This is a genomic window from Streptomyces sp. NPDC002784, from assembly GCF_053592135.1.
On record NZ_JBSFVD010000005.1, the window covers coordinates 181,528 to 204,715 of the forward strand.

General features: G+C 74.4%; 17 protein-coding genes. 9 read left to right on the plus strand and 8 right to left on the minus strand.

The window, feature by feature from the left end:
• Nucleotides 1-15 precede the first annotated feature (15 nt).
• The gene (locus ACWD1Z_RS12895) at nucleotides 16-633 is read left to right on the plus strand and encodes a hypothetical protein (protein WP_451118116.1); all 618 of its coding nucleotides are present in this window, start codon (nucleotides 16-18) and stop codon (nucleotides 631-633) included.
• Between the two features lie 18 nt (nucleotides 634-651).
• On the opposite strand, the gene ACWD1Z_RS12900 is transcribed toward ACWD1Z_RS12895, so the two are convergent.
• Nucleotides 652-1,650 carry a zinc-dependent alcohol dehydrogenase family protein gene (locus tag ACWD1Z_RS12900; RefSeq protein WP_451118118.1) on the minus strand — a complete coding sequence of 333 codons (999 nt, stop codon included), beginning with the start codon at nucleotides 1,648-1,650 and terminating at the stop codon, nucleotides 652-654.
• A 128-nt stretch (nucleotides 1,651-1,778) separates the two neighbouring features.
• On the opposite strand from ACWD1Z_RS12900, the gene ACWD1Z_RS12905 reads away from it, so the two are divergent.
• The 3 genes from ACWD1Z_RS12905 to ACWD1Z_RS12915 all read left to right on the plus strand — a co-directional run bounded on the left by ACWD1Z_RS12905 (nucleotide 1,779) and on the right by ACWD1Z_RS12915 (nucleotide 4,038).
• On the plus strand, nucleotides 1,779-2,114 hold the full coding sequence (locus ACWD1Z_RS12905; RefSeq protein ID WP_451118120.1) for an ArsR/SmtB family transcription factor: 336 nt from the start codon (nucleotides 1,779-1,781) through the stop codon (nucleotides 2,112-2,114).
• Between the two features lie 93 nt (nucleotides 2,115-2,207).
• Nucleotides 2,208-2,702 (plus strand): lamin tail domain-containing protein, encoded by a 495-nt coding sequence (locus tag ACWD1Z_RS12910; RefSeq protein ID WP_451118121.1) that lies wholly within the window; start codon nucleotides 2,208-2,210, stop codon nucleotides 2,700-2,702.
• A 208-nt stretch (nucleotides 2,703-2,910) separates the two neighbouring features.
• A complete protein-coding gene (locus ACWD1Z_RS12915) occupies nucleotides 2,911-4,038 on the plus strand; it encodes a hypothetical protein (RefSeq protein ID WP_451118123.1) in 1,128 nt (375 codons plus the stop codon).
• A gap of 3 nt (nucleotides 4,039-4,041) precedes the next feature.
• Here the strand turns inward: ACWD1Z_RS12915 and ACWD1Z_RS12920 are convergent, their stop codons facing one another.
• Nucleotides 4,042-5,046: a hypothetical protein gene (locus ACWD1Z_RS12920; RefSeq protein WP_451118125.1), complete on the minus strand. Its 1,005-nt coding sequence runs from the start codon at nucleotides 5,044-5,046 to the stop codon at nucleotides 4,042-4,044.
• 263 nt (nucleotides 5,047-5,309) lie between these two features.
• Between ACWD1Z_RS12920 and ACWD1Z_RS12925 the strand changes: the two genes are divergently transcribed.
• From ACWD1Z_RS12925 to tgmB, 3 genes are all read left to right on the plus strand, one after another.
• On the plus strand, nucleotides 5,310-5,633 hold the full coding sequence (locus ACWD1Z_RS12925; protein WP_451118127.1) for a YkvA family protein: 324 nt from the start codon (nucleotides 5,310-5,312) through the stop codon (nucleotides 5,631-5,633).
• Between the two features lie 194 nt (nucleotides 5,634-5,827).
• Nucleotides 5,828-6,019 carry a putative ATP-grasp-modified RiPP gene (gene tgmA, locus ACWD1Z_RS12930; protein ID WP_389417211.1) on the plus strand — a complete coding sequence of 64 codons (192 nt, stop codon included), beginning with the start codon at nucleotides 5,828-5,830 and terminating at the stop codon, nucleotides 6,017-6,019.
• Nucleotides 6,020-6,036: 17 nt separating this feature from the next.
• Entirely contained in the window at nucleotides 6,037-7,020 is a 984-nt protein-coding gene (gene tgmB, locus ACWD1Z_RS12935; protein WP_451118129.1) for an ATP-grasp ribosomal peptide maturase, read from the plus strand.
• Between the two features lies 1 nt (nucleotide 7,021).
• Here the strand turns inward: tgmB and ACWD1Z_RS12940 are convergent, their stop codons facing one another.
• Nucleotides 7,022-7,228: a hypothetical protein gene (locus tag ACWD1Z_RS12940; protein WP_451118131.1), complete on the minus strand. Its 207-nt coding sequence runs from the start codon at nucleotides 7,226-7,228 to the stop codon at nucleotides 7,022-7,024.
• A 107-nt stretch (nucleotides 7,229-7,335) separates the two neighbouring features.
• On the minus strand, nucleotides 7,336-7,785 hold the full coding sequence (locus tag ACWD1Z_RS12945) for a hypothetical protein (protein ID WP_451118133.1): 450 nt from the start codon (nucleotides 7,783-7,785) through the stop codon (nucleotides 7,336-7,338).
• A gap of 195 nt (nucleotides 7,786-7,980) precedes the next feature.
• Between ACWD1Z_RS12945 and ACWD1Z_RS12950 the strand changes: the two genes are divergently transcribed.
• Entirely contained in the window at nucleotides 7,981-8,952 is a 972-nt protein-coding gene (locus ACWD1Z_RS12950; protein ID WP_451118134.1) for a GlxA family transcriptional regulator, read from the plus strand.
• 100 nt (nucleotides 8,953-9,052) lie between these two features.
• Complete coding sequence (locus ACWD1Z_RS12955) at nucleotides 9,053-9,415, plus strand: hypothetical protein (RefSeq protein WP_451118135.1); 363 nt, start codon at nucleotides 9,053-9,055, stop codon at nucleotides 9,413-9,415.
• Nucleotides 9,416-9,445: 30 nt separating this feature from the next.
• Here the strand turns inward: ACWD1Z_RS12955 and ACWD1Z_RS12960 are convergent, their stop codons facing one another.
• The 4 genes from ACWD1Z_RS12960 to ACWD1Z_RS12975 all read right to left on the minus strand — a co-directional run bounded on the left by ACWD1Z_RS12960 (nucleotide 9,446) and on the right by ACWD1Z_RS12975 (nucleotide 23,182).
• Nucleotides 9,446-11,215, minus strand: coding sequence for an ABC transporter ATP-binding protein (locus ACWD1Z_RS12960; RefSeq protein ID WP_451118137.1), 1,770 nt, complete (start codon nucleotides 11,213-11,215; stop codon nucleotides 9,446-9,448).
• A 106-nt stretch (nucleotides 11,216-11,321) separates the two neighbouring features.
• Nucleotides 11,322-17,612: a hypothetical protein gene (locus tag ACWD1Z_RS12965; RefSeq protein ID WP_451118139.1), complete on the minus strand. Its 6,291-nt coding sequence runs from the start codon at nucleotides 17,610-17,612 to the stop codon at nucleotides 11,322-11,324.
• A 28-nt stretch (nucleotides 17,613-17,640) separates the two neighbouring features.
• On the minus strand, nucleotides 17,641-20,235 hold the full coding sequence (locus ACWD1Z_RS12970) for a hypothetical protein (RefSeq protein WP_451118141.1): 2,595 nt from the start codon (nucleotides 20,233-20,235) through the stop codon (nucleotides 17,641-17,643).
• A gap of 49 nt (nucleotides 20,236-20,284) precedes the next feature.
• A complete protein-coding gene (locus ACWD1Z_RS12975; RefSeq protein WP_451118142.1) occupies nucleotides 20,285-23,182 on the minus strand; it encodes a DUF6603 domain-containing protein in 2,898 nt (965 codons plus the stop codon).
• Between the last annotated feature and the right edge of the window lie 6 nt (nucleotides 23,183-23,188).

Sequence of the window (23,188 nt, forward strand, 5' to 3'; positions counted from 1 at the left end):
GGAAGGATCACCGGCATGGGCACAGGTCCCCATCGAACGACGAGGCAGCCCGCCGCCAGGGCACTGGCCGGAGTCCTCGTCGCCGCCCTGAGCGCGGTCGCGCTCGTGGCGTGCGGCTCGGACGACGACGACAGCGGCTCCGCGGCCAGCGCCACGCCCACGGCGCCGGACACCTCCCGTTTCTCGGGCACCCCGCCCTCCGCCGTGGCCTCGCTCGCCGAGTCCGTCAAGGCGTCCGTCTCCGCCGCGGCGTCCTCCGCATCGGCCCGCGCCTCCGAGTTCGAGGCCTCCGTCTCCGCCGAGGTCGAGCGCGCCAACGCCGCGGCCAGGGAACGGCTGGAGGACGTCCAGGGCCGGGGCAACGCCACCGCGCACGTCTCGCTGACCGGAAAGCCCCGCGCCCAGACCGGCGGACTGCTCGCCGTCGTCGTCAACATCACCAACAGCACGGACGAGACGGCCTCCTACGCCGTCCAGGTCGACTTCAGCGACCCCGACGGCAAGGTCGTGGAGACCCGTTACGTCGGTGCGGAGGACCTCAAGCCCGGCGAGCGGGCCCAGCCCCTCGCCATCAGCCGCAAGCCCCCCGAGCCCCGACTGACAGCGAAGATCGCCAAGGCCCGGCGCTACTGACGTCCCGGCGGCGCCGGTTCAGCGGCCGACGGTGACGACGATCTTGCCGACCTGGCTGCCCGCCTCCAGATAGCGGTGCGCCTGGACGATCTCCTCCAGCGGGAAGACCCGGTCCACGGCCGGGGTGAACGCGCCACCGCTCAGGCCGGAGGCCACGAACGCCTCGGCGCGGCGCAGCCGGAGCGGGTCCCGGGTGGTCTCCAGGACGGTGTAGGCGCGCATGTTCAGCGCGGGCAGGCCGAGTTCGATCCCCGGGTACGGGGTCGCCTCGCCGCTCAGTGCGCCGTAGACGAAGAGGGTTCCGCCGGGGGCCACCACCCTGGCGAGGTCCGTGACGCCGGGTCCCGCCACGGCGTCGAGGACGAACTCGGCGCCCCGGCCACCGGTGACGGCGCGCACCCGGTCGACGACGCTCTCCTCCCCGGTGACGATCACCTCGGCCGCGCCCGCCTTCAGCAGTGCCTCCCGCTTGGCCCGGGTGCGGGTCGTCGCGACGGGCACCGCGCCCACCCGGCGCGCGACCTGGATCGCCGCCAGGCCCACGCTGCTGGAGGCGGCGGTCAGGACGACCGTGTCCCCGGCGCGCGCCCCGCCCACCTCGACCAGTGCGCCGTAGGCCGTCAGGAAGGGCATCCACACCGCGGCGGCCTCGGTCGCGCCGAGCCCTGCCGGACGGGGCAGGACCGCGCCGGCGGGGACGACCGCGCGCTCGGCGTAGACGCTGTGGTCGTTCATCGAGAAGGCGGGCACCACGCTCACCGGGGCACCGACCTGGAACCCGGTGACCCCCGGGCCGACCGCCTCGACCACGCCGGCCGCCTCCGCGCCGAGGCCGGCCGGGAACCGCTTGACCGGCTCGATGTAGTGGCCGCCGCGGAACAGCGCCTCGGCACGGTTCAGGCCGATCGCCTCCACCCGCACCAGCAGCTCCCCCGGCCCGGGGTCCGCCACGCCCACATCCTCCACGCGCAGCACCTCGGGCCCGCCGAGCTCGTGGAACCGTACCGCCTTGACCATCGCCAACTCCCCCATCGGGTCCGGTGGTTCACCGTTCGCCTCACCCAAACCGAAAGTACGACGCTTGTCAAACTTCGATGCACGCCGAACTTCCGTGACCTACGATGTGCGGCGGAGGTCGAGAGGCGATGACGGTGACACGGCGAGGCGGGGGCGAGCGGATTCCCGCGCATCCGGACATCCGGGCGGTCAGCCTTCAGCAGGCGCTGGAGGCGCTGGTGGATCCCGTACGGCGGCGGATCGTCGCCGAGTTGTACACCGGCGGCCAGGAACTCGCCTGCGGCACCTTCGACTTGCCGGTCAGCAAATCCACCGCCACCCACCACTTCCACGTACTGCGCGAGGCGGGCCTGATCCGGCAGTACTACGTGGGCACGTCCCGGATGAACGCGCTGCGCCGCGAGGAGTTCGAGGACGCCTTCCCGGGTTTGCTGCGCGCCCTGCTGACCCCCCGGCCCGAGTAATTCCGCCTTCGCCTGCGGACGCGGCGGTCGCGAACTCCCCCTGCGGGCATATGATCGCCCTTCTTCACTGAACCTTCACAGGGGGGCATCGTCATGCGTATACGCCTGCTCATCGCGACGGCCGCCGCCGCGGGCGCCCTGGGCGCCCTCGCCGCCGGACCGGCCCAGGCCACCGAGTACACGTCGGCGCTGAAGATCCGGGGCGTCCAGTACGACGCGCCGGGCAGCGACTCCAACAACTGCACGACCGGCAACAGCAAGGCCGAGTACCTGGAGATCAAGAACTACTCGTCGAGCAAGACGGTCAACCTCAAGGGGTACATCGTCAAGGACGCCGCCGGGAACCGGTTCGCGTTCACCGCCAACCACTACCTCCAGCCCGGCGACCAGGTGAAGCTGCGCGGCGGCCACGGCAGCGACTCCGACGCCGGCAACGTGGTCTACCGCGACAACTGCAACTTCATCTGGAACAACGACAAGGACACGATCTACCTGTACAAGCCCACGGGCGCCGGCGCCGACTCGCACGCGTACACCAAGGGCGGCTCCGACCCGGACGGCAACGGGTACATCAAGTACCACGGCTGATCCGCCGCGCGCAGGGCCCGCCCCGATGCGGATGGTGGGCGGGCCCTGCGCACCGGCCATTTTCGCGACCCGGGCCGGATCCGGCCACGGGTGAAGGCCACTCTTCCGGAGCGGTCCGCGCACACCCCGTGTGCGCACCCCCGGTGACAGCTGACTGCCTGCGGCATCGATACTGGACGGACACCTGCCCCCGTCGCCCCCAGGACTCATGCTGAGCTCGCCGAACGTGCGCCCCCCGACTCCCCCCACGGTGTGGCTGGCCCACGGCCACCACGCCGGATCCGCCCCCGGGGAGGTGGTCCGCGCGTGTCTGGAACGGCACAAGGACGGCGGCGGCATCGACGACTTCCATGAACCGGCCGAGGCCCGGAGCGAGGGCGAGCAGGTCTTCGAGGCCCGCTGGCGGGTCGAGGACACGGTGACCGTACGGGCCCGGCTGACCCTCCGCGACGGCCACGCGTGGGTGCTGGCGGCGGAGGCCGACCGCCCCTGGGGTCTGCACTGGCCGTCGCCCGCCGCCATGTTCTGGCCGCAGGACGCGGACGCGGCCTGGGACCGGGACCCGGTCACCGGCGGTCGCCTGCGTGACCTCAATCCCCTCCCCCAGGACGACAAGGCGGTCCGGCGCCTGCTCAAGGACGCCGCCCGCGACGGCTGGGCCGTCCATGTCGTCGTGCACGAGGCGATGACCCCCGACGAGCGCGGCCTCGTCCCCCTCGCGGGCATGCTGCCGCCGGGTCTGCGGCACCGGGTGGTGGAGCATCGCGCCGCCCCGCACCAGCTGCGGGTGGTGAACTGGGCGCTGCGGGACTGCGGTCCGCAGGTGCCGAGGGGCGGCGCCGTGGTGCTGCCCGGCTCCCCCGCCCCCGCGGAGTACGACGCGGACCGGTTCTCCGTGCGCACCGTGTTCCTCGACGGCTCCGAACCGGCCGAGCTCATCGCCGCCGTCACCCGGTTCGCGACGCTGCCGCGGCCCCTCCCGGACGGCGCCGAGGAGGCCGTCACCGCGCTGCGCGAGCAGTGGCGGCTGTTCACCGTCGAGGAGGAACTGGCCCGCCAGCGCGCCCTGGTCGCGATGTACGCGGACGCGCTGGAGGCGATGACGAAGTCCCGCGACCTGTACCGGGAGGCCGCCGAGCAGGCCCATGAGGCGCTGGCCGCCTACCGCGAGGCGGCCGGCGCCCTGCCCGAGCAGCGGCCGGAGCCCGACTCGCCGCTCCAGCAGCTGACCCGCACGTTCGGGCGGCTCAAGGAGACCGCCCTGGCGTTGCGGCCGGGTACGGACCCCGTGCGGGAGGAGGAGCGGCCGCCGGCGCGCGGGAGCGACGCCGGCTGACGCTCATTCCGCCGCGGACCGGACCGCGGCCCGTTCCCGTGCCGGCGCCTGTTCCCGCGCCGGTGCCGGCACCGCCAGATGCACCAGCAGGGCCGCCAGGGACGCCAGGGACGCGAAGGCGGCGGCCATTCCGGCCGCCCAGACCGGGGCGAGGGTGAGGTCCAGTGCCCGGGACAGGCCCGCCGAGGGCAACCGCCCTTCGAGGAGCTGCGCCGCCGCCAGCACCGCCGGCACCAGGACGCCGCAGGCCAGGACCGGCACGGTGATCCGCAGGGTCAGCAGCAGGGCCACCGCCAGACACGCCACCGACATGCCGAGGGCGAGTCCGTAGAAGGCCAGGGAGGCGCCGTCGCGGTACAGCGGGAAGTAGGCGGCCGCGCAGACCACGAGGGCGGCGACGGCGATCCGGCCGGGCCAGGCGGGGGCCCGGTTCGCCGGTCGGGCCGGGCGTGGGGGCGTCACCCGCCTGGGGGCCACGCCCTCCACGGCCGGCTCCTCGGGCATGGCCGCGTCGGGCACGGGCTGGTCGATGGTCGGCGGGCCGTCGCACTCCTCGGACAGCCGCCGGATCAGCTCGACGATCTCCTCGACCGGGCGTCCGGTCGCCGCCGCACGGACCGCCTCCTGGCCGCAGTGCGGCTCCAGGTCGGTGCGGTGCAGCAGCGCCACCAGCCGGGTCACGTCGTCCAGCGAACGCTGTTCGGCGGCGGCACGGATCGTCTCGTCGGCGCCGTCCGCGGCGCGCGGTGGTCTGGTCAGCAGGTCGACCAGCCGGGTGACGTCCTCCACGGACCGGTCCACGCCGACCGCGCGGAGGGCTTCGACCGTGGCCCGGGCGTGCTCGGGCGAGCGTTCCAGCAGGGTGATGAGCTGGGCGACTTCCTCCACGGGACGGTCGGCCACGGCGGCGTGCACCAGGTTGCCGACCGGGTCGTCGCCGTGAGGTTCGGGCTCGATGGGCGTTATGTCGGACTCGTACGGGCTGGGCGATGAAGAGGGGGTAGTCATCCTCGGCTCCAGGGAAGGGTGCGCTGCCGCTGCTGCGCCCCCGAAGCGACACGCGGCTGTACGGAGTCCATTACTAGGTGTTGCCGAACCGGCCCGCCACCGGGGTGGGCCGGGAGTATGAGTCACCCTCACCACCGCTTCGGCGGACGGGCGATTGCTCCGGTTGCCGCGCGCGGGCCATAGCCGCGCCGGAGGGGGGAATCCGTCAGGGGACGCGGGCGCCCGAGCCGCCCGGCGCACGCCCGAGAGGTGAGGAGGAGTCGGTGGACTCGACCACAGCGGTGCTCTTCGTCGCCGCGATCCTCGCGGCCGTCCTGCTGGCCGTGGCCGTAACGGTGCTGGTCCGGCTGGTGCGGACCCGGCGCCGGCTGCGGCGCGCGGGCCTGCCGACCGGGCCGCGCTGGGCGTTCTGGGGCGCCCTGGCGTACTTCGTCCTGCCGGCCGATCTCCTGCCCGATCCGGTGTACCTGGACGACATCGGCGTACTTCTGCTGGCCCTGCGCGCCATGCGCGGGTCCGTCGGCCGGCGTGGTCCCGAGGCCCTTTCGGAGCCTTCGGGGGCCGGTCGGCGCGGTGATGCCGCCTGAACCTGGCGGCGCCCAACGGGCCCGCCGGGAGCGGCCGTCGGGGACTCGCCCCGGCGATGGTGACGCAGAGTAAGGAAACCAATCACCCGTTCGATTCGTATAAGTGGGTGGAAGCCGAAGGAAGTCGGCGGACCAGGCGACGTCCCAGAGTGGGTGGCTCGCTTGATCGAAGCAGCACCGGCGAGGGAGAGACGATGCAACCGTTCGCGCTCAACTACGCACGTCCGGCAGCGGATGTGGAGGTCAACGCTGTCTATGCCTACGACTCCGGACTGCAGTTGAACGTTCTCCTGGACGGGCGGATCGCCGCCAGCGACCACGCTCTGCTCAAGGAGCTGGGGACGACGACGTCCACGGCGGGTTCGAAGACGCACTTCGACGACTGAACGCGGAACCCGCCACGATGACCGTGTTGATTCTCACCACCGAAGAGGACGTCACCGCCGACATGGTGGTGGTGCGCCTCAACGCCTGCGCGGTGCCGGTGGTCCGGCTCGACCCCGCCGACCTGACGGGTGGAGCCGCGCTGTCCGGGGAGTACGCGCACGGTGCCTTTCACGGCCATCTGTCGTCCGGCGGGCGGCTGGTGAGCCTCGACGGGCTGCGCTCGGTGTGGGTGCGCAGGCCGGGGATCCCGGCGTCCCGTGCCGCGCGCCCGTCGCCGTGGCTGACGGAGGAGTCCGCGCAGGCGCTGTACGGCATGCTCCGCTCCAGCGGCGCCCGGTGGATGAACGACCCCGACGCCGCCCACCGGGCCCGGCACAAGCCCTGGCAGCTGCGGCTGGCCCAGAGCTGCGGGCTGCCGGTGCCGGCCACGCTCATCACGACCTTCCCGCAGGCCGCCCGGGAGTTCGCCGACCGCTATCCGGACCTGGTCGTCAAGCCGGTCTCCGGTGCCCATCCGCAGGACCCGCCCCGGGCGGTGCCGACCAGCCGGGTCCCCCCGGACGCCGACTTCTCCGCCGTCGCCTTCGGCCCGACCCTGCTCCAGCGGCGCGTCGCCAAGCGGGCCGACATCCGGCTGACCGCCGTGGGCGAGCGGCTGCTGGCGGCCCGTAAGCCGGTGGGGGCCGACGCGCACCCGGACGAGGTGGACGTCCGGTTCTCCTCGTCCACGGCGCCCTGGGAGCCGGCCGAGGTGCCGCCGCGCGTCGCCGAGAGCGTGCGGGCCTATCTGCGGGACGCCGGCCTGGCCTACGGCGCCTTCGACTTCGTCGAGGACGGCGACGGGACCTGGTGGTTCCTGGAGTGCAACCAGTCCGGCCAGTTCGGGTTCGTCGAGGTGGACACGGGCCAGCCGATCGCGCGGACCATCGCCGAGTGGCTGTCCCGGCCCCTGCCGCCCCGGCCCGCGCGGCTCAACGGCGCCAACTCCGCGGCCTGTTGAGTCAGAGCTGCCCGGGCGGCAGGGCGGAGCGCTGCCAGCCGTTACCCGGGTGGGGCTGCCGTTCGACCGGCGGAGCGCCGAAGGAGTTCAGCGGCTGCATGACGAACTCCAGTTCTCGGCTGACGCGTTCGGCCTCCCGACGCACCTGTAGGGGAACGTCGCCGCGCTCCGAGATCAGTCGGTCGTAAATGGGGGAATCCTGGAACACCCGTCAACGCGCCTTTCGTGTCGTGGCCCATCCACATGAGCACGACCGCCGAGTGTAGGCGCCCTGGCACACGGGGGTGCTAATTCCGGGATCGGGCTTGACGACGGTCAGGCGCCTGTCGTGGAGCCCGGACGCACGATCATCAGGACGGTGACGGTCGCCCACAGGAGGTTGAAGACGCCGGTGAACATGGCGAGTCGAACCGTTCCGGACCGCTCCACGGCCTGGTCCGCGGCGAGCTGCTCGAGGATTTCATCCTGACGGGGGAGGACGAAGGCGACGAGGATGCCGGCGGCCACCGCCGTGAGGGTGATGGAGGTGATCAGCCAGGCGTCGCCGAGGACACCCATGGCGGCGGCGGTGGCGAATCCGAACAGGGGAACGGTCAGGCCGACCCCGGAGTAGACCCGGCAGATCCGGTGCAGCAGCCGGACGGTGTTCAGTCGGCCCTCCTGGGCGGTGCGCGCGGCGGGCGGGAACATGCTGGCCGCGACCGTGACCGGGCCGATGGCCACGATCGCGGCCAGGACGTGCAGGGCGAGCAGGAACTTCGTCATCAGGGGGCGTCCGTCTCCGGTCCACGGGTGTGCGGGGTACCCGGCCACGCTAGGAGGCGCCCGGGTGATCGCACAGAGGCGGAAGTGACAGCTTCCAACGGATTCCCGCCAACACGCCCTTCCTGCGCATTCGCCTGCGGCACCCCGCTGACCTGGGCTCGTGCTCCCGGCGGGAATCCGCCTAGGGTGGCCGTCATGCACACGGTGGCGATCCTGGTTCCCGACGACGTGGTGCCGTTCGACATGGCGGCGCCCCTGCAGGTCTTCGACTGGACGCGGCTGCCCGACGGCCGCCCCGCCTACCGGGTCCGCCTGTGCGCCGAGACCCCGGAGGTGCGCGCCGACTGCGGCTTCGCCCTCCGGGTGGACCGGGGCCTGGAGGCCCTGGCGGACGCGGACACCATCATCGTGCCGGGCCGCGCCGAGGGAGCCCCCGCGCCCTCCGGCCGGGTCATCGCCGCGCTGCGCCGGGCGGCCGAGGCCGGCACCCGCATCGCGTCGGTCTGCGTGGGCGCGTTCGTGCTGGCGGAGGCCGGACTGCTGGACGGGCTGCGCGCCACCACCCACTGGGTGGCCGCCGGCCGGCTGGCCCGCGGCTATCCGCGGGTGCGGGTCGAGCCGGACGTGCTGTACGTCGACAACGGCCAGATCCTCACCTCCGCCGGGGCCGCCGCCGCCCTGGACATGTGCCTGCACATGATCCGCCGGGACCACGGCTCGGCCGTCGCCGCCAACGCGGCGCGGATGTCCGTGATGCCGCTCGAACGGGAAGGCGGACAGGCCCAGTTCATCGTGCACGAGCACCCGCCCGTCCCCCGGGGCTCGACCCTGGAGCCGCTGCTGGAATGGGTCGAGGACCATCTGTCCGAGGAGATCACCCTGGCGGCGATGGCGTCCCGCTCGGGGATGAGCGAGCGCACCTTCAGCCGCCGCTTCCGGGAGCAGACCGGCACCACACCGCTGCAGTGGCTGCTGCGGGCCCGGGTACGGCGGGCCCAGTACCTGCTGGAGAACAGCGACCACTCCGTCGAACGCATCGCGCAGCAGGCCGGTTTCGGCTCGTCCACCGCGTTCCGCGAGCGCTTCCGCAAGGTCGTCGGCACCACCCCGTACGCCTATCGCGCCGCCTTCCACTCCAAGTCGACCCGTGTGCGGGCGGGTACCTGACGTCAGTTCGAGGGGGCCGGGCGGAAAATCACCCGAGTCGTCCGGCGCCGCGGGCCGTTGGACAAGGGGCATCCCCCTTCACCACGGACGGTGTACGCGCATGAACTGCACAAGCCGGCTCCTCGCCGCCCTCTACATCGCCACCAGTTCCGGGCTCGCCTGGACCGCGGTCCTCGAATACCAGTACGGGCCGATGTGGGCCGCCTGCCTGTTCGCGGCCGCCAGCATCGTCCCGCTCATCGGGGTGGTGCGCGAGAGCGTGATCGGCGACCAGCACCGGGCGCTGGCCCAGTGGGCCCGGCGGGCGGTGTCCGACCCGTTCACCGGGCCGGACGAGGACGCCGCCGAGCACATCGTGCGCGCCGAGCTAGACGGCGCCTGCTGCGAGCGCTGGTGGACCAGCCTCGGCAGCGACCACGACCGGACCTGCCCGCACCGCGTCCCCCGCAGCAGCGCGGCCTGACCTCCCCGGCGATCGGGCGGAGACGGTCCCTCAGGCCACCTGCCCGCTGTGCAGCGCCGCGTAGGCGCCGCCCCGGCGCAGCAGCTCCTCGTGCGTGCCGATCTCCTCGATACGCCCGTCGGCCATCACCACGATCCGGTCGGCACCGCGCACGGTGGACAGCCGGTGCGCGACCACGAAGGTGGTGCGACCGCGCATCAGCCGGGCGAGCGCCTGCTGCACCAGGGCCTCCGAGCGGGTGTCCAGCGCGGAGGTCGCCTCGTCCAGGATCAGCACCCTGGGGTCCCGGATCAAGGCGCGGGCGATGGCCAGGCGCTGCCGCTGGCCGCCGGAGAGCCGGGCCCCCCGCTCCCCCACCAGCGTGTCCAGGCCCTGCGGGAGACGGTCGACGAACTCCAGCGCGTTGGCGTCCCGCAGGGCCGCGCGCACGCTCTCCTCGTCGGCGTCGTCCATGCCGTAGGCGACGTTCTCGCGGACCGTGCCGTCGAACAGGATGGACTCCTGCGGGACGACCGACACGAAGCGCCGGTAGGTGCGCAGGTCCAGGGTGTTCATGTCGGTGCCGTCGAGGAGGATGCGGCCGGTGGTCGGTCGGATGAAGCCGATGACCAGGTTGAGCACGGTCGACTTGCCCGCGCCGGACGCGCCGACCAGGGCGACGGTCTCGCCCGGCGCGACCGACAGCGTGACGTCGCGGACCGCGGCCCGGCCGTCGTCGTCGTAGGCGAGGCCGACCTGCTCGAAGGTGACGGCGCCGCGCAGGGCGGTGACTTCCCTCTTGCCCTCGTTGTCCTCCAGCTCGGGCGCCTGGAGCACCTCGCCGACGGAACGGACCGATTCGAGGCCCTTGGTGATGACGGGGGCGAGACCGGCGAGTGTGGTCGTGGAGTTGGTGAGGGTGGTCAGGAAGGCGCTGAGCATGACGACGTCGCCGGGGGTGACTCCCCAGACGCCGTAGTACGAGACCAGGGCCGCGCCGGCCAGGACCAGGACGCCGACGACGTTGAGTACCACCCAGGACAGTGAGCCGAAGCGGCCGTTGACCAGGTCCAGCCGCATCCCGGAGGTGAGCAGCCGGTGCAGGGTGCCGTCCATGCGGCGCAGGGCCTTGCCCTCCAGGCCGTGGGCACGGGTGACCGGGATCAGCCGGGTCATCTCGGTCACCCGTGAGGAGAGCGTCTCGACCTCGTGGCGGAAGTGCTCGTTGTGGGTGCGCAGCCGGGACCTCAGGCGGGCGACGACGAGGGCGGCGGCGGGCACCACGACCAGGAAGACGGGCAGGAACTCGGGTGTGCGGATGGCGATGATGACGAGACCGCCGACGAGTACGGTGGTCGCCCCGAGCCCCAACTCGGCGGTCTGCTGCACCATCTGCTCGACCGTCTCCACGTCCCGGACGACCTTGGCCTGGAGCACGCCGGCGCTGACCCGGGAGTGGTAGCCGATGGACAGCTGCTGCATCCGCGTGCACAGCGCGGAGCGCAGGGCGGTGCCCATGCGGCGGACGCTGCCGTAGAGCAGGCGGACGTAGAGCACGTGCAGGGGGTAGTTGACCAGCAGGATGAACATGATCAGGCCGGTGCTCAGCCAGAGGCGGCCGACCGGGTGGTGCTCGACGACGGTGTCGATGATCTCCGCGGTGACCAGCGGCAGCAGCCAGATGGGGCTGTGCTTGACGGTGAACACGCCGACCGCGGCGGCGAGTCGACGGCGGTCGGCGCGGAGCAGGTAGGCGAGGGTGCGGACGGGGTGTTCGCCCCGGTAGCGGTGGTCGAGCGGTTTTTCCAGCGGCGAGGCCACGGGCGGTGTTCCTTCCCAGGGTGCGGGATGATCGTCTGCGCAAGCGCTTTCTCCCCATCCCTGGGACGGTCGACGCCTGGGAAGCGGCGTCGGTCGGCGTCCGGGGTCACGGCCAGGGGTCGGTGGGCCGTACCGTGTCGAAGGCCAGTCCGCTCGAACTCTCGCCCGTACCGGGCGTCTTCTCCCTGCGGACCCAGCTGTGCCAGGAGCCGTCGAACCAGCGGGCCAGCACCGGGCGGCGGGCGAGCAGGACGCCCTCGCGGGGAACCTCCTCCTCGTGCAGCCACAGGCCCGGGGCGATCAGGCGGCCCTCGGGGCGGGAGTCGAGCCCGGGGCCGGTGAGGGTGGCCAGGCGGAAGCGGATCCGGCCCGCCTTGACCGCCTCGGGGACCAGCGGGAACCAGAAGTCCGGGACGATCGTCCGGACCGCGTAGGCGGGCAGGTCCCCGGGCACGGACTCGGGCGGCGCGGTGCGGGCCCAGTGGTCGCGGCGGTCGACCGGTTCGCCCCGGTCGTCGGTGTAGTGGGGCTGCACGGCCCAGGCGAGGTTGGCCAGTTCGTCGCGGGTCAGGAGCACCCGCTCCAGGGGCTGTCCCGGCTGGCCGCGCTCGGAGGGCACCAGCAGCAGGCCGGAGCCGGCCGGGTGGTCCGGGTCGGGGCCGTGCAGGGTGAACATCGACCAGGACGGATCGTCGCGTCCGGCCCGCTCGACGAGGTGGTGGCGGCCGAAGACGTCACGCACCAGGAGCCGGTCCAGGACGGTCAGCGAGGCCGTCGGCACCTCCAGCGGCACCAGGAACCAGTCGTTGCCGAAGACCGTGGCGAACGAGATCAGCAGCAGCCGCCCGGTGTCCAGCGTGGACACGTCCGCCGCGCCGAGGTCGACGCGCGCGTCCTCCATCTCCCAGAAGCGGTCGGCGGGCAGCCCGCCGTAGCGCACCGTCGAGGGCAGGCCCTCCTCCGCGAAGGCCCGGCCGGGGCCCGCCGGGGCCGCCTCGATGTCGGGGTCGGGGTGGACGTCGAGGGAGTACCAGTCCAGGCCGTCGCCCTGGTACTCCTCGGCGCGCAGCACCGTACCGCCGGTGGACAGTTCGGCGGCGTACTCGCCGCGATGCGGGTCGAAGCAGTCCGGGCCGTGCTCCGCCAGTTGTGCGGCCCACCAGGTCCGCCACCGGCCGGCCACCTCCCCGAGCCGCGGCTCCGGCCCGGCGTCGAAGGTGCCCGCGTCGAGTGCCGCCGCCACCGACCGCGCGTCGGGCGTCCCGCCGTCGAGCAGGCCGACCAGGCCCGAAGCGTCCGGGGCGGCGGTCCGGAACCCGTGCGGGGCCAGCTGGGTGCGGGCGGCGGCGAGCAGGCCCGCGTCGTCGCACATCCGCAGCAGCGCCGCGCCGCCCTCGACGCGCAGCCGTTCGTCGTCGGCCCGGACGGGCTCGTCCTCGATCCGGGTGTCCAGCGGGCCCTGGCCGAGGTCGTAGGGGATCCAGTCGGCGGCCCCGGCCGGGCGCCAGGCGTCGAGGGGGGCACTGCTGCCGCTCATCCGTACGACCGCCGGGGAACCGGCGTCCTGCGCGGTGAACTCCCCGAACTGCCACTGCCGGGTGAGCAGCCACAGCGGGTCGTGCACGCGGGCGGCCAGTCCGGCCTCGACGTCGCTCGCCCGGTGCCGGGGCTCCAGCTGGAAGGGGCCCTCCGGGTCGGTGTCGTCGCGCTTCGTCTCGATCCTGGACAGCGCCCGGCCGGTCGCGCTCTGCTGCGCGATCCGGATGCCGGGCAGGAGCGAGTTCACCCTGGACAGGTCCTGGTGGTCGACGGCCCGCAGTTTCGCCAGTTCCAGGGTCTCCCGCAGCACCTGCACCAGACCGTCTGCGGTCCAGCCGCGCTCCAGGTCCGGGGGGACCGCGAGCAGCACACTGTGGGGCGCCTTGGCGTCCGGGCGGTCGTAGTGGAAGGCGACGCCGGTCAGTTCGGTCGGCGGCGCCGGCTCGGGCCCGGGCGGCGGCTGGTCCCCGCCGGGCAGGAGCTCGATCCACTCGTCCAGGACGATCCCGGTGACGGCCGCACCCGCCGGGATGTCGACCGGTGCGTGCCACACCAGATGGGTCGTGGCGGGCGGGCGCCGCCCGGCCGGGAAGGTGCCGCCGATCCAGGCGTCGCCCTCGGCCGCCGGATGCTGGGCCGCGCGCAGCCGCTCCACGCGCCCGGACCGGTTCCCGGCCAGCAGCAGCGTCTCGTGGAGGGTGCGCACGACGGGGCGTACGGCCGCGTTGCGGCGCAGCCAGTCCTCGACGGCGGCGCCGGGCAGGTCGCCGCGTTCCGCCGGTGCCGGGCCGGTGAGATCGGGCAGCAGCGGAAGGTCCGCGCCCAGCACCGCGGACAGGGCCGTCCGGACCCGCGTCAGCCAGGATTCGGCCGTCTTCGGGGTGGCCTGCTCCGAGGCCGGGCCGGAGCCGGTCGTCGGCGGGGGGACGTGCTCGGTGGCGGGGCCGGAGCCGGTCGTCGCCGGGGGGACATGCTCGGTGGCGGGGCCGGAGCCGGTCGTCGCCGGGGGGACATGCTCGGTGGCCGGGCCGGAGGCGGACGACTCCCGGGGGACGTGCTCGGTGGCCGGGCCGGAGGCGGACGACTCCGGGATGACCCGCTCGCTCGCCAGCGCGCGCAGCGCGTCCTGGGCGGGGTGTCCCTGGAGCAGCGGGCTCTCGGCGAAGTCGGCGAGGCGGGTGCGCAGTTTCGCCGTGTCCACCGAGCGGCCCGCGGCGCCGTCGGGGAGGTGGGACGGCAGCAGCGGCTGCGCGGTGGACAGCAGGGACCGGATGCGGGCCGCCCGGCCGTGCAGTGCGCTCCAGCCGGACCCGGTGAACAGGACGGGGGTGTCCGCCGAGACCCCCTCCGCGGCCTGCACCGCCCTGCGCAGCCCGGCCGGTTCGGCGGCCGCCGCGTCCAGTACGGTGCTCAGCGCGCCCAGCCCCAGCTGGTCGGCGGTGAGGGCGAACGGGCGGCTCTCCCCTTGCTCGTCCTGGCTGCCTTGACCGCCTTGACCACCCTGGCCGCCCTGCCCGCCTTGGCCGTCCTGCCCATCCGGCCCGCCTAGGCCGCCCTGGCCGCCCTGCCCACCCCGCCCGTTGCCCAGTCGGCCCTCGATGGTCCAGGCGGGGGCCGGGCCGAGGAGGTGGGCTGTCCAGGACTCCAGGGCGGATTGCAGCTTGGCCAGTGGATCGGCGGGCCAGCCGGTCGGGGCGGTCGGTTCGGCCGGGAGCAGTACGGCGGTGCGGTGGGTCAGAGCGCGGGCCCGGTGCGGGGTGCGCAGGACCCGGAAGGTGTCCGGCACGTCCTCACCGCGGCCGAGGGTGTCGGCGGTCAGACCCGCGCGCACGGGGTTGCCGCCGACCAACTGGTGGACGCTCTCGGCCAGTACGAGGTCCCCAACGGCGTCCAGCGCGTCGGCGAGGTCCTCCAGCAGCGGGGTGACCGCCGCCCGGTCGCTGTCCGCGGCGACCAGCGGCGCCCCGTCCCTCACGCCGGCCTGGTCGATCGCGCCGACTCCGGCCCGCGCCAGGGCCATACCGTCGACGACGTTGCGCGCGGCCACCGCCTCCGCGCTGCGCGCCCACAGGTCCGCGTCGGTCTGGTCGGCCGGCGTCTCGGGGACGACGGGGAGCGGGAACTGGCGGCGGAAGCGCTCGATGAGGTGGTCCAGCTCGGCGTCGTGCAGGGCCCGCTCGAACCGGTAGCCCAGCAGCGAGCCCAGGTTCTGCCCCTGCCGTACGCCGCCGAGGAGCCACCGGGCGATCCGGGCGCGGCGGGAGGTGAGGTCGACCGCGTAGCTCTGCTCGTCCGGGTTGCCGAGGAAGCCGGAGCGCAGGACGGCGGCGGTGGCCGCGTGGTGCAGCGAGGGCGCGTGGATGTAGCCGTCCTTCCCGGACCGCTCGACGGTGGTCGTGACATCGTCCAGCTCGATGTCGAGCTGTTCCCGCGGCTCCGGCGGGCGCAGATCCTCGACCCAGCCGTAACAGCCGAACCGCACGCCCTCGGTGCCGGACTTCCGCAGCTCGGCCAGGCGCTTGGAGGCCAGGGAGGTGATCCAGGCGTCCAGGCGGTGCGAGTGGACGTCGATGACCTCCAGCAGCAGTTCGGGCAGCCGGGTCACCGGTACGGCGGCCAGGGCGCGCAGCGCCCGCTCCAGCCGGGGCAGCGCGACCGCGGCCGGGGCGGCGGCGGCCACGCGTTCCGCGCGCTCGCCCTCGTCCAGGCCCTCCAGCACGTTCGCGACCAGTTGGTCCACGTCGCCGACGACGGCGAGCGCCCGGCGCAGGGGGTCGTCGGCGGGGTCGAGGTCGCCGAGGAAGGTGGACCAGTTGGGCAGGAACAGCAGCGCGTCGAGCACACCGCTCATGTCCCGCTCGTCGCCCGGGACTTGCCCGCCCTCTTCCCCGGTCCCTTCCCCGTCCTCGGCCGGTGTCTCTTCCTCCTCGCCCGGTTCCTCCGTCAGGGCCGGTAGGTCGAAGAACGTGCTGCGCCGGGGCGGGGTCTCCCGTCCGGTGGACAGTTCCACCGGCCACTGCTGGTCGTAGGTCTGGGCGTCCAACTCACCGGCCAGGAACGCCCTTACGGCCCCCAGGTAGTCCGCGGTGGCCGTCGCCCTGGCCGGGAATGCCTCGGGGTCCGGGGTCAGCCGGGTGACGAACTCAGGGACGCCGGTGGCCTCGTCCAGGTTCCAGCCGAGCGAGGTCCAGCCGTTGCTGTTCGTGGTCCAGCGGAGCAGGTTGTCGGGCGGCAGACCGGGCAGGCCGAGGGCAGCGGGGGGCGCGTCGAGGGAGGTATGCGGTACGGCGCGCGCCGGCCCGTTCATGCGGATCATGGCCAGGCCGGTGGCCACGGGCAGCCGCTGCAACGCCTCGACCGCGACCCGGTCCACGGGCTTGCCCGGTTCGACGCGCGGGATGGTCAGCTCCTCCTCGCCGTTGTCGTGGACCACGCGGGTGTCCACCACCGCCCGCCAGCGGTCCCGCAGCCGCGTCAGCCAGGGCGCGATCACGCCGTCCACGTCGTCCGCGCGCGCGGCGCGCCAGTCGTCCAGTGCGCTGACAGGCAGGACGCCGTACGGCTGCCGGCCGACGCGCAGCATGGGCAGCGGCCCGCGGCCGCGGACGTGTTCGGCGAGGTGGTCGCGGACCGCGCGCCAGGGCCCCTCGGGGGCCGCGCCGTTGGGCTGTCTGGTGCCCAGGTGGACCGTCGTCAGCGCGGACTCGGCGAAGCCCTTGCCGAGCGTGGGCCAGGTGAGCAGGGTCAGCGCGGCGACGGCCGGCGGGGTGGCGTCGGCGGCACCGGGGCAGCCGCGCAGGAAGCCGGCGTCCGGCAGGCCGAGGGCGGTGACGAGCGCGTCGGCGAGCGGTCGCTCCCCGGTCTCCGGGTCGGGGTCCGGGCCAGGGTAAGCGGGGGCCGAGGACCAGCCCGAGCGGGCGCGCGGGGTGTTGTTGGTGGCGGTGCCTGCGGGCAGCAGGCCCAGGCCGCCGCCGTAACGGTGTCCGTGCAGCAGGTCCCGCAGCCGGGCCGCGCCGTCCGCCGGGGCGTCGTCGCGTACGCCGACGACCAGCAACTGGTCGAGGCTCTCGGGCTTCTCGGGCGGGACGATCAGCTCGACGCCCATGCCGGCCTTGACCGCCTGGAACCAGTCGGTCTCCCAGCCCTCCTCCTCGGCGCGCAGCAGATCGATCGGCAACGGGTCGGGCACCGGGCGGCCCGGCTTGTCGACCACCACCTCACCCTCGAACAGTCCGAGGAAGCGCCAGCGCTGCGGCATCACCACCGTGTGCGCGGGGTGCTCCCGCGGGTCGTCGGACCGTGCGGCGGGTGCCGGGGCCCCAGGGCGGCAGGCCCGGACCGCCCAGGAGGCGCGGGCCGGGCGCAACTTGGTGAGCACCTGCTGCCACGCTTCGGGGCCGGGGTTCTGCCAGTAGGCGGTACCGGCGGCCAGTTCGGCGGGGGTGAGCGCGGGGTCGAACCGGGACAGCAGGATGTCGTCCGGGTAGATCCGCACCCGCAGGGTCCTCGGCTCCCACCAGATGGTCTCGACCCGTACCGGCAGCAGGGCGATGGGCGTGGTGTTGTCGTCGGGGAACAGTGCCTCGCCCTCCGCGACGGCGCGGGCCAGCTCCTCCTGTGCCTCGGCGAGCAGGGCGTCCGTCTCGTCGGCCGCCCGCTGGAGTTCCGGCAGGGCGGCCTCGGCCGCGGCGAGGGCGTCCGCGCTGCCCGGTGGGAAGGCGGGGTCGGGGAGCCCGGCCTGGATGTGCGCCCGCAGGCGCCGCACCACGGTCAGCTGCTCATCGGCGAGGGCCCGCGCGGTGGCCGCCGCGGTGCGTGCCCGGTCCCACTGCGCGCGGGCGGCGAAGGCGTCGCTCATGTCCCCACTGCTCCTGTCCTCGGCACTCTCAGGTCAGCCGCTCGCTCAGCAACGAGGTGGCGCGGTAGGCCAGCTGGAAGGGCTGCTGGAAGGCGATACGGGCCATGTCGGCCGCGTCCCGGGCCCAGACCGGCGGGTCGGGCTGGGTCAGCCCGACGGGCGGACCGGGCGCGTGACCGAGCTGGACGCAGCGCCCGGCGTCCAGGCGGACGTCGTCCCAGGTGAGATCGGCCCAGGTGGCCATCACCGGGGGCGGAGTGCCGGGGTCCGTCTCCGCGGGCCGGGGGTCGGTGTCGAAGCCGAACTGGGTGCCGCGCATGGGCTCGCGGAAGACGAAGAACCAGTCCTCTGCGCGGGCCCGTTCCTCGCTGAGACCGGTAAACAGGTAGAGCACGGTGGACTCGTCCAGCGCCAGCGCGGTGCCCGGGATGCCGTCGAAGGCGGGCGGCAGCTTGCCGCCGACCCCCCGCACGGCGAGCAGGGCGGTGCCGGGAAAGCGGCGCAGCAGGTCGGCGCGGACCAGCATCGCCAGGTCGCCCTCGCCGCCGGTGCGCAACCGCCCGCCGAGCGGGGCGTCGAGCGGCCACAGCGCGATCTCCTCGACGTCCGCGCCGTCGCCGGGCCAGAACCGGGCGAAGGGGGTGCCGCGCTGGTCGGTCGGGAACTCCCGCCACAGCAGCTCGCGGTTGAACTCGTGGTTGAGCCCGACCAGCAGCGAGGCGATGAATTCGGGGTTGGTCTCCAGCAGCGTCACCGAGTCCGTCGGCAGCGCGCCGATGCCCGGCAGCGCCCAGTCCGGCCAGCGGGCCAGCAGTTCCTCGGCGATGGGCACGGTGAACCTCGGGTGCGCCATGATCGGCCGCAGCGGACGGTCGTCGTCCGCGGTGCGCTCGGCCCAGAAGTCGGCGGGGATGCGGTCGGCCAGCCGCAGCACTTGCAGCGGCAAGGGGCTCAGGCCGGTCCGCAGTTCGCCCGTCATGCCGCCCTCGGGGGCATCGTCGCCGATCATGTCCAGGTCGCGCAGCTTCCCCGCGAGGAACGACTCGGCCGGCTGCCCGTCGCCGTTCGTGGCGCGCCGGCCCCGCCGGGCCAGGGCGCCGCCCGCGCGGGTCAGCCGGACGAACGAGGTACTGGCCGTCGCGGCCGGCAGATCCTCGGCCGCGACGAGCAGGGAGGCCAGGGTGGTCGGCTCCGCGTCCGGTTGCGGGGCGGACACCGGCAGCCGCCCGCTCACCGGTGCCATGACGGTGATCAGCTCGGCCGGGCCCAGCGGGTCGAGGTGCTTGTGCTGGGCCCGTTCGGCGGCGACGGCCGCCAGCTCGCCCGCCGCCAGCATCCGGTTGGCCTGCCGGATCTCCCCGGCCTGCTCCCAGGCCCTGGCCATCAGGAACTCCTGCTCCAGCTGCACGTACCGGGCGCCGAGGGCGGCGGCGACCCGTCGGCGGACCTCCAGGTTGAGCGTGCCCAGCCAGCTGCCGGGCTCGGCCGGTACGGTCTGCTCGCCGGTGTGGTGGCCGCCGTAGAGCGGCGGGGTGACGGCGACGGCGGTCCCACCCTGGACGGGTTCGCCGTCCGCGGGCACGACCTCGCCCTCGCCGGGTGCGCCGTCGGCCGGCACGATCTCTTCGCGGCGCAGGGCGGGTGCGTCGACCCGTGCGCGGATCAGCGCCCGGAACCGGTCCTGGGCCGCGGGGTCGGACCAGGTCTCGGGCGTCGTGGTGCCGGGTGGCCGCAGTGCGCCGTCCATGGCGACGGTGGCGGATCCGACGGCCTCCTCGGCGGGCCAGGGGGCGCTGACGTCGATGATCCGGGTGCCGAGTCCCGCCGCGGCGGCGGGCCGGAAGCTCAGTCGGCGGGCCAGTGCCTCGAAGGTGCCCGCCTTCCCGGTGCGGAAGGTCCACCAGTGGTAGACGGGCAGGTCGACGGTGTCCCGGCCGGGCACCGGCCAGGCGTCCGCGGTGGCCGCGGCGCCGGATGCCGCGTTCAGGCCCGCGTCCCGTCCGGCGGCGGTGGCGGGCACCACCGCGGCGATCCAGCCGCGGTCGGGGGTCAGTCGGCGCGGGCACAGCAGACGTCCGACGACGCCCGCCGAGTGGTTGCGCACCCCCTGTTCGGCGAGCCGCAGCGCGCTGTCGACGTCGGTCACGTCGTCCGGCAGCCGCGCCTCCACATGTGTCCAGGCCCAGCGCTCGGCAAGGGCGGGCAGCGCGGCGACGGGTGCGGTGAGGACGGGCAGCGGGTGCCCGGGGCGCGGGGCGGCCGCCTCGTCCTCGGCCAGCACGACGAGCACGATCCAGGGCTGGGGGGTGGGCCCGCCCGGCGTGGACACCGTGGCCGGGGACAGCAGCCAGGGCAGGTCGGCGTGGGCGAGCTCGACGCTCGCGAGGATGTTCTCCGCGGCGTCGGGCGTGCCGGGCGGGGGCTCCTCCCGCAGCACCATCGCGCGGTCGAAGCCGAGGACGTCGCCCGGCCCCACCAGGGACAGGGTCGGCCCCGGCACCTCCGGCTCCTCGCGGCGGCCCTCGATGTCCCGGAAGAACCGCACCGACGTCTGCAGGGTCCGGCCGTCGGCCGAGGCGGCGGCGCCGACCCGCGCCGAGGAGAAGAACCACCGTGTGCTCATACGTCGCTCCCCACGGGTCGGTGAGGCGTGCCGGGCGCGCCCGGCGCGGTCATCGGCCCAGCTCCCAGTTCTCGACGAGCCGCAACGCCCCCGGCGGCTGCGCGAGTTGTCCGCTCACCGTCTGCCAGGCGTCGGCGGTGGCGTCGACCAGGGTGACGTCGGCCAGCAGCGGCTTCAGGGAGGCCGCGGCGACCACGCTCAGCGTGGGCGGGCGCACCTTCACTGCCGCTTGGGCGGTGCGCCAGCGTTCCAGCCGCTCGGCGGCGCCGGCCCCGAACACGGCCTCGCGGAGGAAGAAGCCGTGCCAGCCGGAGAACTCCCGCTGCTCAAGCGGCGGTTCGTAGCCGGTCTCGTAGCCGTCGTCGACGCGGTGGCCCGTGCCCAGCCCGACGCCGTCGGCGCGCGCCCGCACCCCGCCGGCGTGGCTGACGAACGCGGGCTCGGTGAGCTGTGCCTCCTCGGTGAGGTCGAAGAACTCCCCGGGCACGAACCGCTCGGGCAGGGTGGGCAGTCCGGCGGCGGGCTGCGGCGTGCCGAACCTGATCTCTTTCACCGTCCAGGTCTGCAGGGGTACCGGCCGCCGCTCGAACCGGGAGATCGGCACCCCGAGCGGCACCACGCGCTGGGTGACGCGCAGGGTGGCGTCCGGGTGCACGAGGGTGCCCTGGTTCAGCTTCTCGTTCGCCGCGGTGGTGAACATCAGGGCGGTGCGTTCGGCGGCCGGCCGCTCCGCCGCCCAGGTCTTCGACCGCGCGAGGACGGGTACCAATGCCTCGCGCGGATCGCGGCCGGCCTTCGGCGCGACGGCGGGCGGGGAGCCCCAGCGGACGTCGAAGTCCAGCTCGACGTCCCAGAACAGCACCGAGATGCTGCCGGTGCCGAAGGCGTGCCAGGGCGCGGGCCCCTCCAGGGTGAAGTCCAGGGCGATCCCGGCCAGTCGGCGGCCGAAGGCACGCACCGCCACTCCGGCCCGTACCTGCACGGAGAACGCGAAGACGGGGTCGAAGACGAACAGCGCGTCGAGGCCCAGCCAGCCCTGCACACCGCAGCCGGCGATGGTGGCGTCGAGTTGGACCTGGCCGCCGAACATCACGGCGTTGCCGGTGACGGCGAAGTACGCCTCCATGCGCAGTCCGAAGCCGTTGCCGGGTGCCAGGTCGACCTGGAGCCGGTTCAGCGCGGGCACCCGGGCGGGGCGGGGGTAACGGGGGTGGAAGCCGCCGGCGGACAGGACGAACTGCGGCTGCCGGCCCCCGCGGACGAGCAGGTACATCTCGCCGCGCACGGCCAGTCCCACGATCCACGACCCGGACAGCGACACCAGCAGTTCCACCAGCGGCACCGCCGGCTCGACCCGGCCGAGCACACCGGCCTGGAGCCGGATCAGCGGCACCTCGGGGTCGGGCAGCCCGACCAGCAGCCGGCCCAGGATGATCGCGCGCGCCGGAGCGGGCAGTTCCAGGATCAGCGCACCGGACAGCGACACCATCCGGCCGCCCCAGTTGAGGCGGATCATCGGCCCCACCAGGATCCGCCCGGCGGCCTCCGGGAACGCCGAGCCGAGGGAGCCGATGATCTCCTGGGCGCGTTCCACCGCACGGTCGGGGAACAGGACGTGATCGGCGTTGCCGTCGCCGACGAGCTGCTGCAGCGCGGTGACGTCCGCGCGCCGGTTCAGCCCGACCAGTCCGCCGACGGCGTCCAGGGCGAAGCCCAGGCCGAGTTGGATGCCCGGGGCGGGGAAGCGGGCGGCGAGCAGGACGAGGAAGCTGGTGGCCGACCGGCCGTCGGGCGGCCGGAACAGGGCGACCGCCTGGAGATGCAGCACGCCCAGATCGACGGAGATCAGGCCGCCGTAGCCCTGGTCGGGGGTGCGCCGGACCAGGCCGCCGCCGGAGACGGGCGGCACCTTGAGCTCGGTTCCGATGCCGTCCGGGAACAGCTCGCGCAGCCGGCTCGGGTCGAGGCCGGGGCGGGTGGCCGGGGAGAACGCGACGGGCAGGTCGATGCCGGCCCGGTCCAGGTGGACGCGCAGGGGCAGGCCCGGCAGCTGGGCGCTGGCCGACACGGACATGGCCAGCCGTGGCTCGCCCCCGTCGGAGGTCAGCTGCAGGGCGGCGCCCCGGCTGGACACGGCCGGGCTGTCGAGCCGGAGCGGCAAGGGCACGTGCAGTCCGCCGGTCCGGGCGAAGCGCAGGCCCCCGGCCCGGTCGGCCCGCAGGACGACCGCGGTGGGCGGGCCGGACATCGGGCCGGCGGCGCCGATGCCGAGGAGCCGGGCCAGCGCGGCCGGCAGGACGGCGGCGGTGAACCCCAGCAGCTCCAGCTCGACCGCGGCGGGTGTGCCGGGCTCGGCGGTCACCGTCAGGGCGATGCCGTCGACGCTCATGCCCGGCCCGTCGGTCATTCCGGCGCTGAGCCTGCCGGTGCGGCGCAGCTTGATCATCGCGCTGCCGCCGGGCGGCGCGGGCGGCAGGCCGGGCCCGAACGCGGCGTCCCAGCCCTGCGCGGCGGTGACGGTCGCCTCCGCGGTCCACGGTCCCCGGGCCGTCTGAGGCAGGGTCAGGGCGGAGCCGGGGGTGACCACCACGTCGAAGACCGGCCCGTCCGGGGTCACTCCGAGGACGGCACGCCCGCCCGCCGGCCCGTCCGGGTCGCTGAGGACCAGGGCTGTGCCGAGCGGGGCGCCGGCCGCCCGCCGCCAGCCGTGCAGCCGTACGGGAGAGGCGCCGTCCAGCTCGCCGAGCGTCTCCCGTACGAGTTCCACCAGGGAGTTGCCGGCGGGCAGCCGGCCGTGTGCGGCGAGGAGCCGGCCCGCGAGCACGGTTCCCGCGGCCGAGGGGTCCTCGCCCGGCTCGGGCAGGGCGCCGACCAGTCCGCTCACGGCGTCCTGGGCCAGCGCGCGCAGGTGACCGGCGAGCTGCTGGAGGAGGTCCTGCGGGTTCATGGCGGC

What these genes read in the sequence shown, in the direction of transcription:
- ACWD1Z_RS12895 (WP_451118116.1), top strand. Translation starts at nt 16, where the DNA reads ATGGGCACAGGTCCCCATCGAACGACGAGGCAGCCCGCCGCCAGGGCA.
- ACWD1Z_RS12900 (WP_451118118.1), bottom strand. Translation starts at nt 1,650, where the DNA reads ATGGTCAAGGCGGTACGGTTCCACGAGCTCGGCGGGCCCGAGGTGCTG.
- ACWD1Z_RS12905 (WP_451118120.1), top strand. Translation starts at nt 1,779, where the DNA reads ATGACGGTGACACGGCGAGGCGGGGGCGAGCGGATTCCCGCGCATCCG.
- ACWD1Z_RS12910 (WP_451118121.1), top strand. Translation starts at nt 2,208, where the DNA reads ATGCGTATACGCCTGCTCATCGCGACGGCCGCCGCCGCGGGCGCCCTG.
- ACWD1Z_RS12915 (WP_451118123.1), top strand. Translation starts at nt 2,911, where the DNA reads ATGCTGAGCTCGCCGAACGTGCGCCCCCCGACTCCCCCCACGGTGTGG.
- ACWD1Z_RS12920 (WP_451118125.1), bottom strand. Translation starts at nt 5,046, where the DNA reads ATGACTACCCCCTCTTCATCGCCCAGCCCGTACGAGTCCGACATAACG.
- tgmA (WP_389417211.1), top strand. Translation starts at nt 5,828, where the DNA reads ATGCAACCGTTCGCGCTCAACTACGCACGTCCGGCAGCGGATGTGGAG.
- tgmB (WP_451118129.1), top strand. Translation starts at nt 6,037, where the DNA reads ATGACCGTGTTGATTCTCACCACCGAAGAGGACGTCACCGCCGACATG.
- ACWD1Z_RS12945 (WP_451118133.1), bottom strand. Translation starts at nt 7,785, where the DNA reads ATGACGAAGTTCCTGCTCGCCCTGCACGTCCTGGCCGCGATCGTGGCC.
- ACWD1Z_RS12950 (WP_451118134.1), top strand. Translation starts at nt 7,981, where the DNA reads ATGCACACGGTGGCGATCCTGGTTCCCGACGACGTGGTGCCGTTCGAC.
- ACWD1Z_RS12955 (WP_451118135.1), top strand. Translation starts at nt 9,053, where the DNA reads ATGAACTGCACAAGCCGGCTCCTCGCCGCCCTCTACATCGCCACCAGT.
- ACWD1Z_RS12965 (WP_451118139.1), bottom strand. Translation starts at nt 17,612, where the DNA reads ATGAGCGACGCCTTCGCCGCCCGCGCGCAGTGGGACCGGGCACGCACC.
- ACWD1Z_RS12970 (WP_451118141.1), bottom strand. Translation starts at nt 20,235, where the DNA reads ATGAGCACACGGTGGTTCTTCTCCTCGGCGCGGGTCGGCGCCGCCGCC.
- ACWD1Z_RS12975 (WP_451118142.1), bottom strand. Translation starts at nt 23,182, where the DNA reads ATGAACCCGCAGGACCTCCTCCAGCAGCTCGCCGGTCACCTGCGCGCG.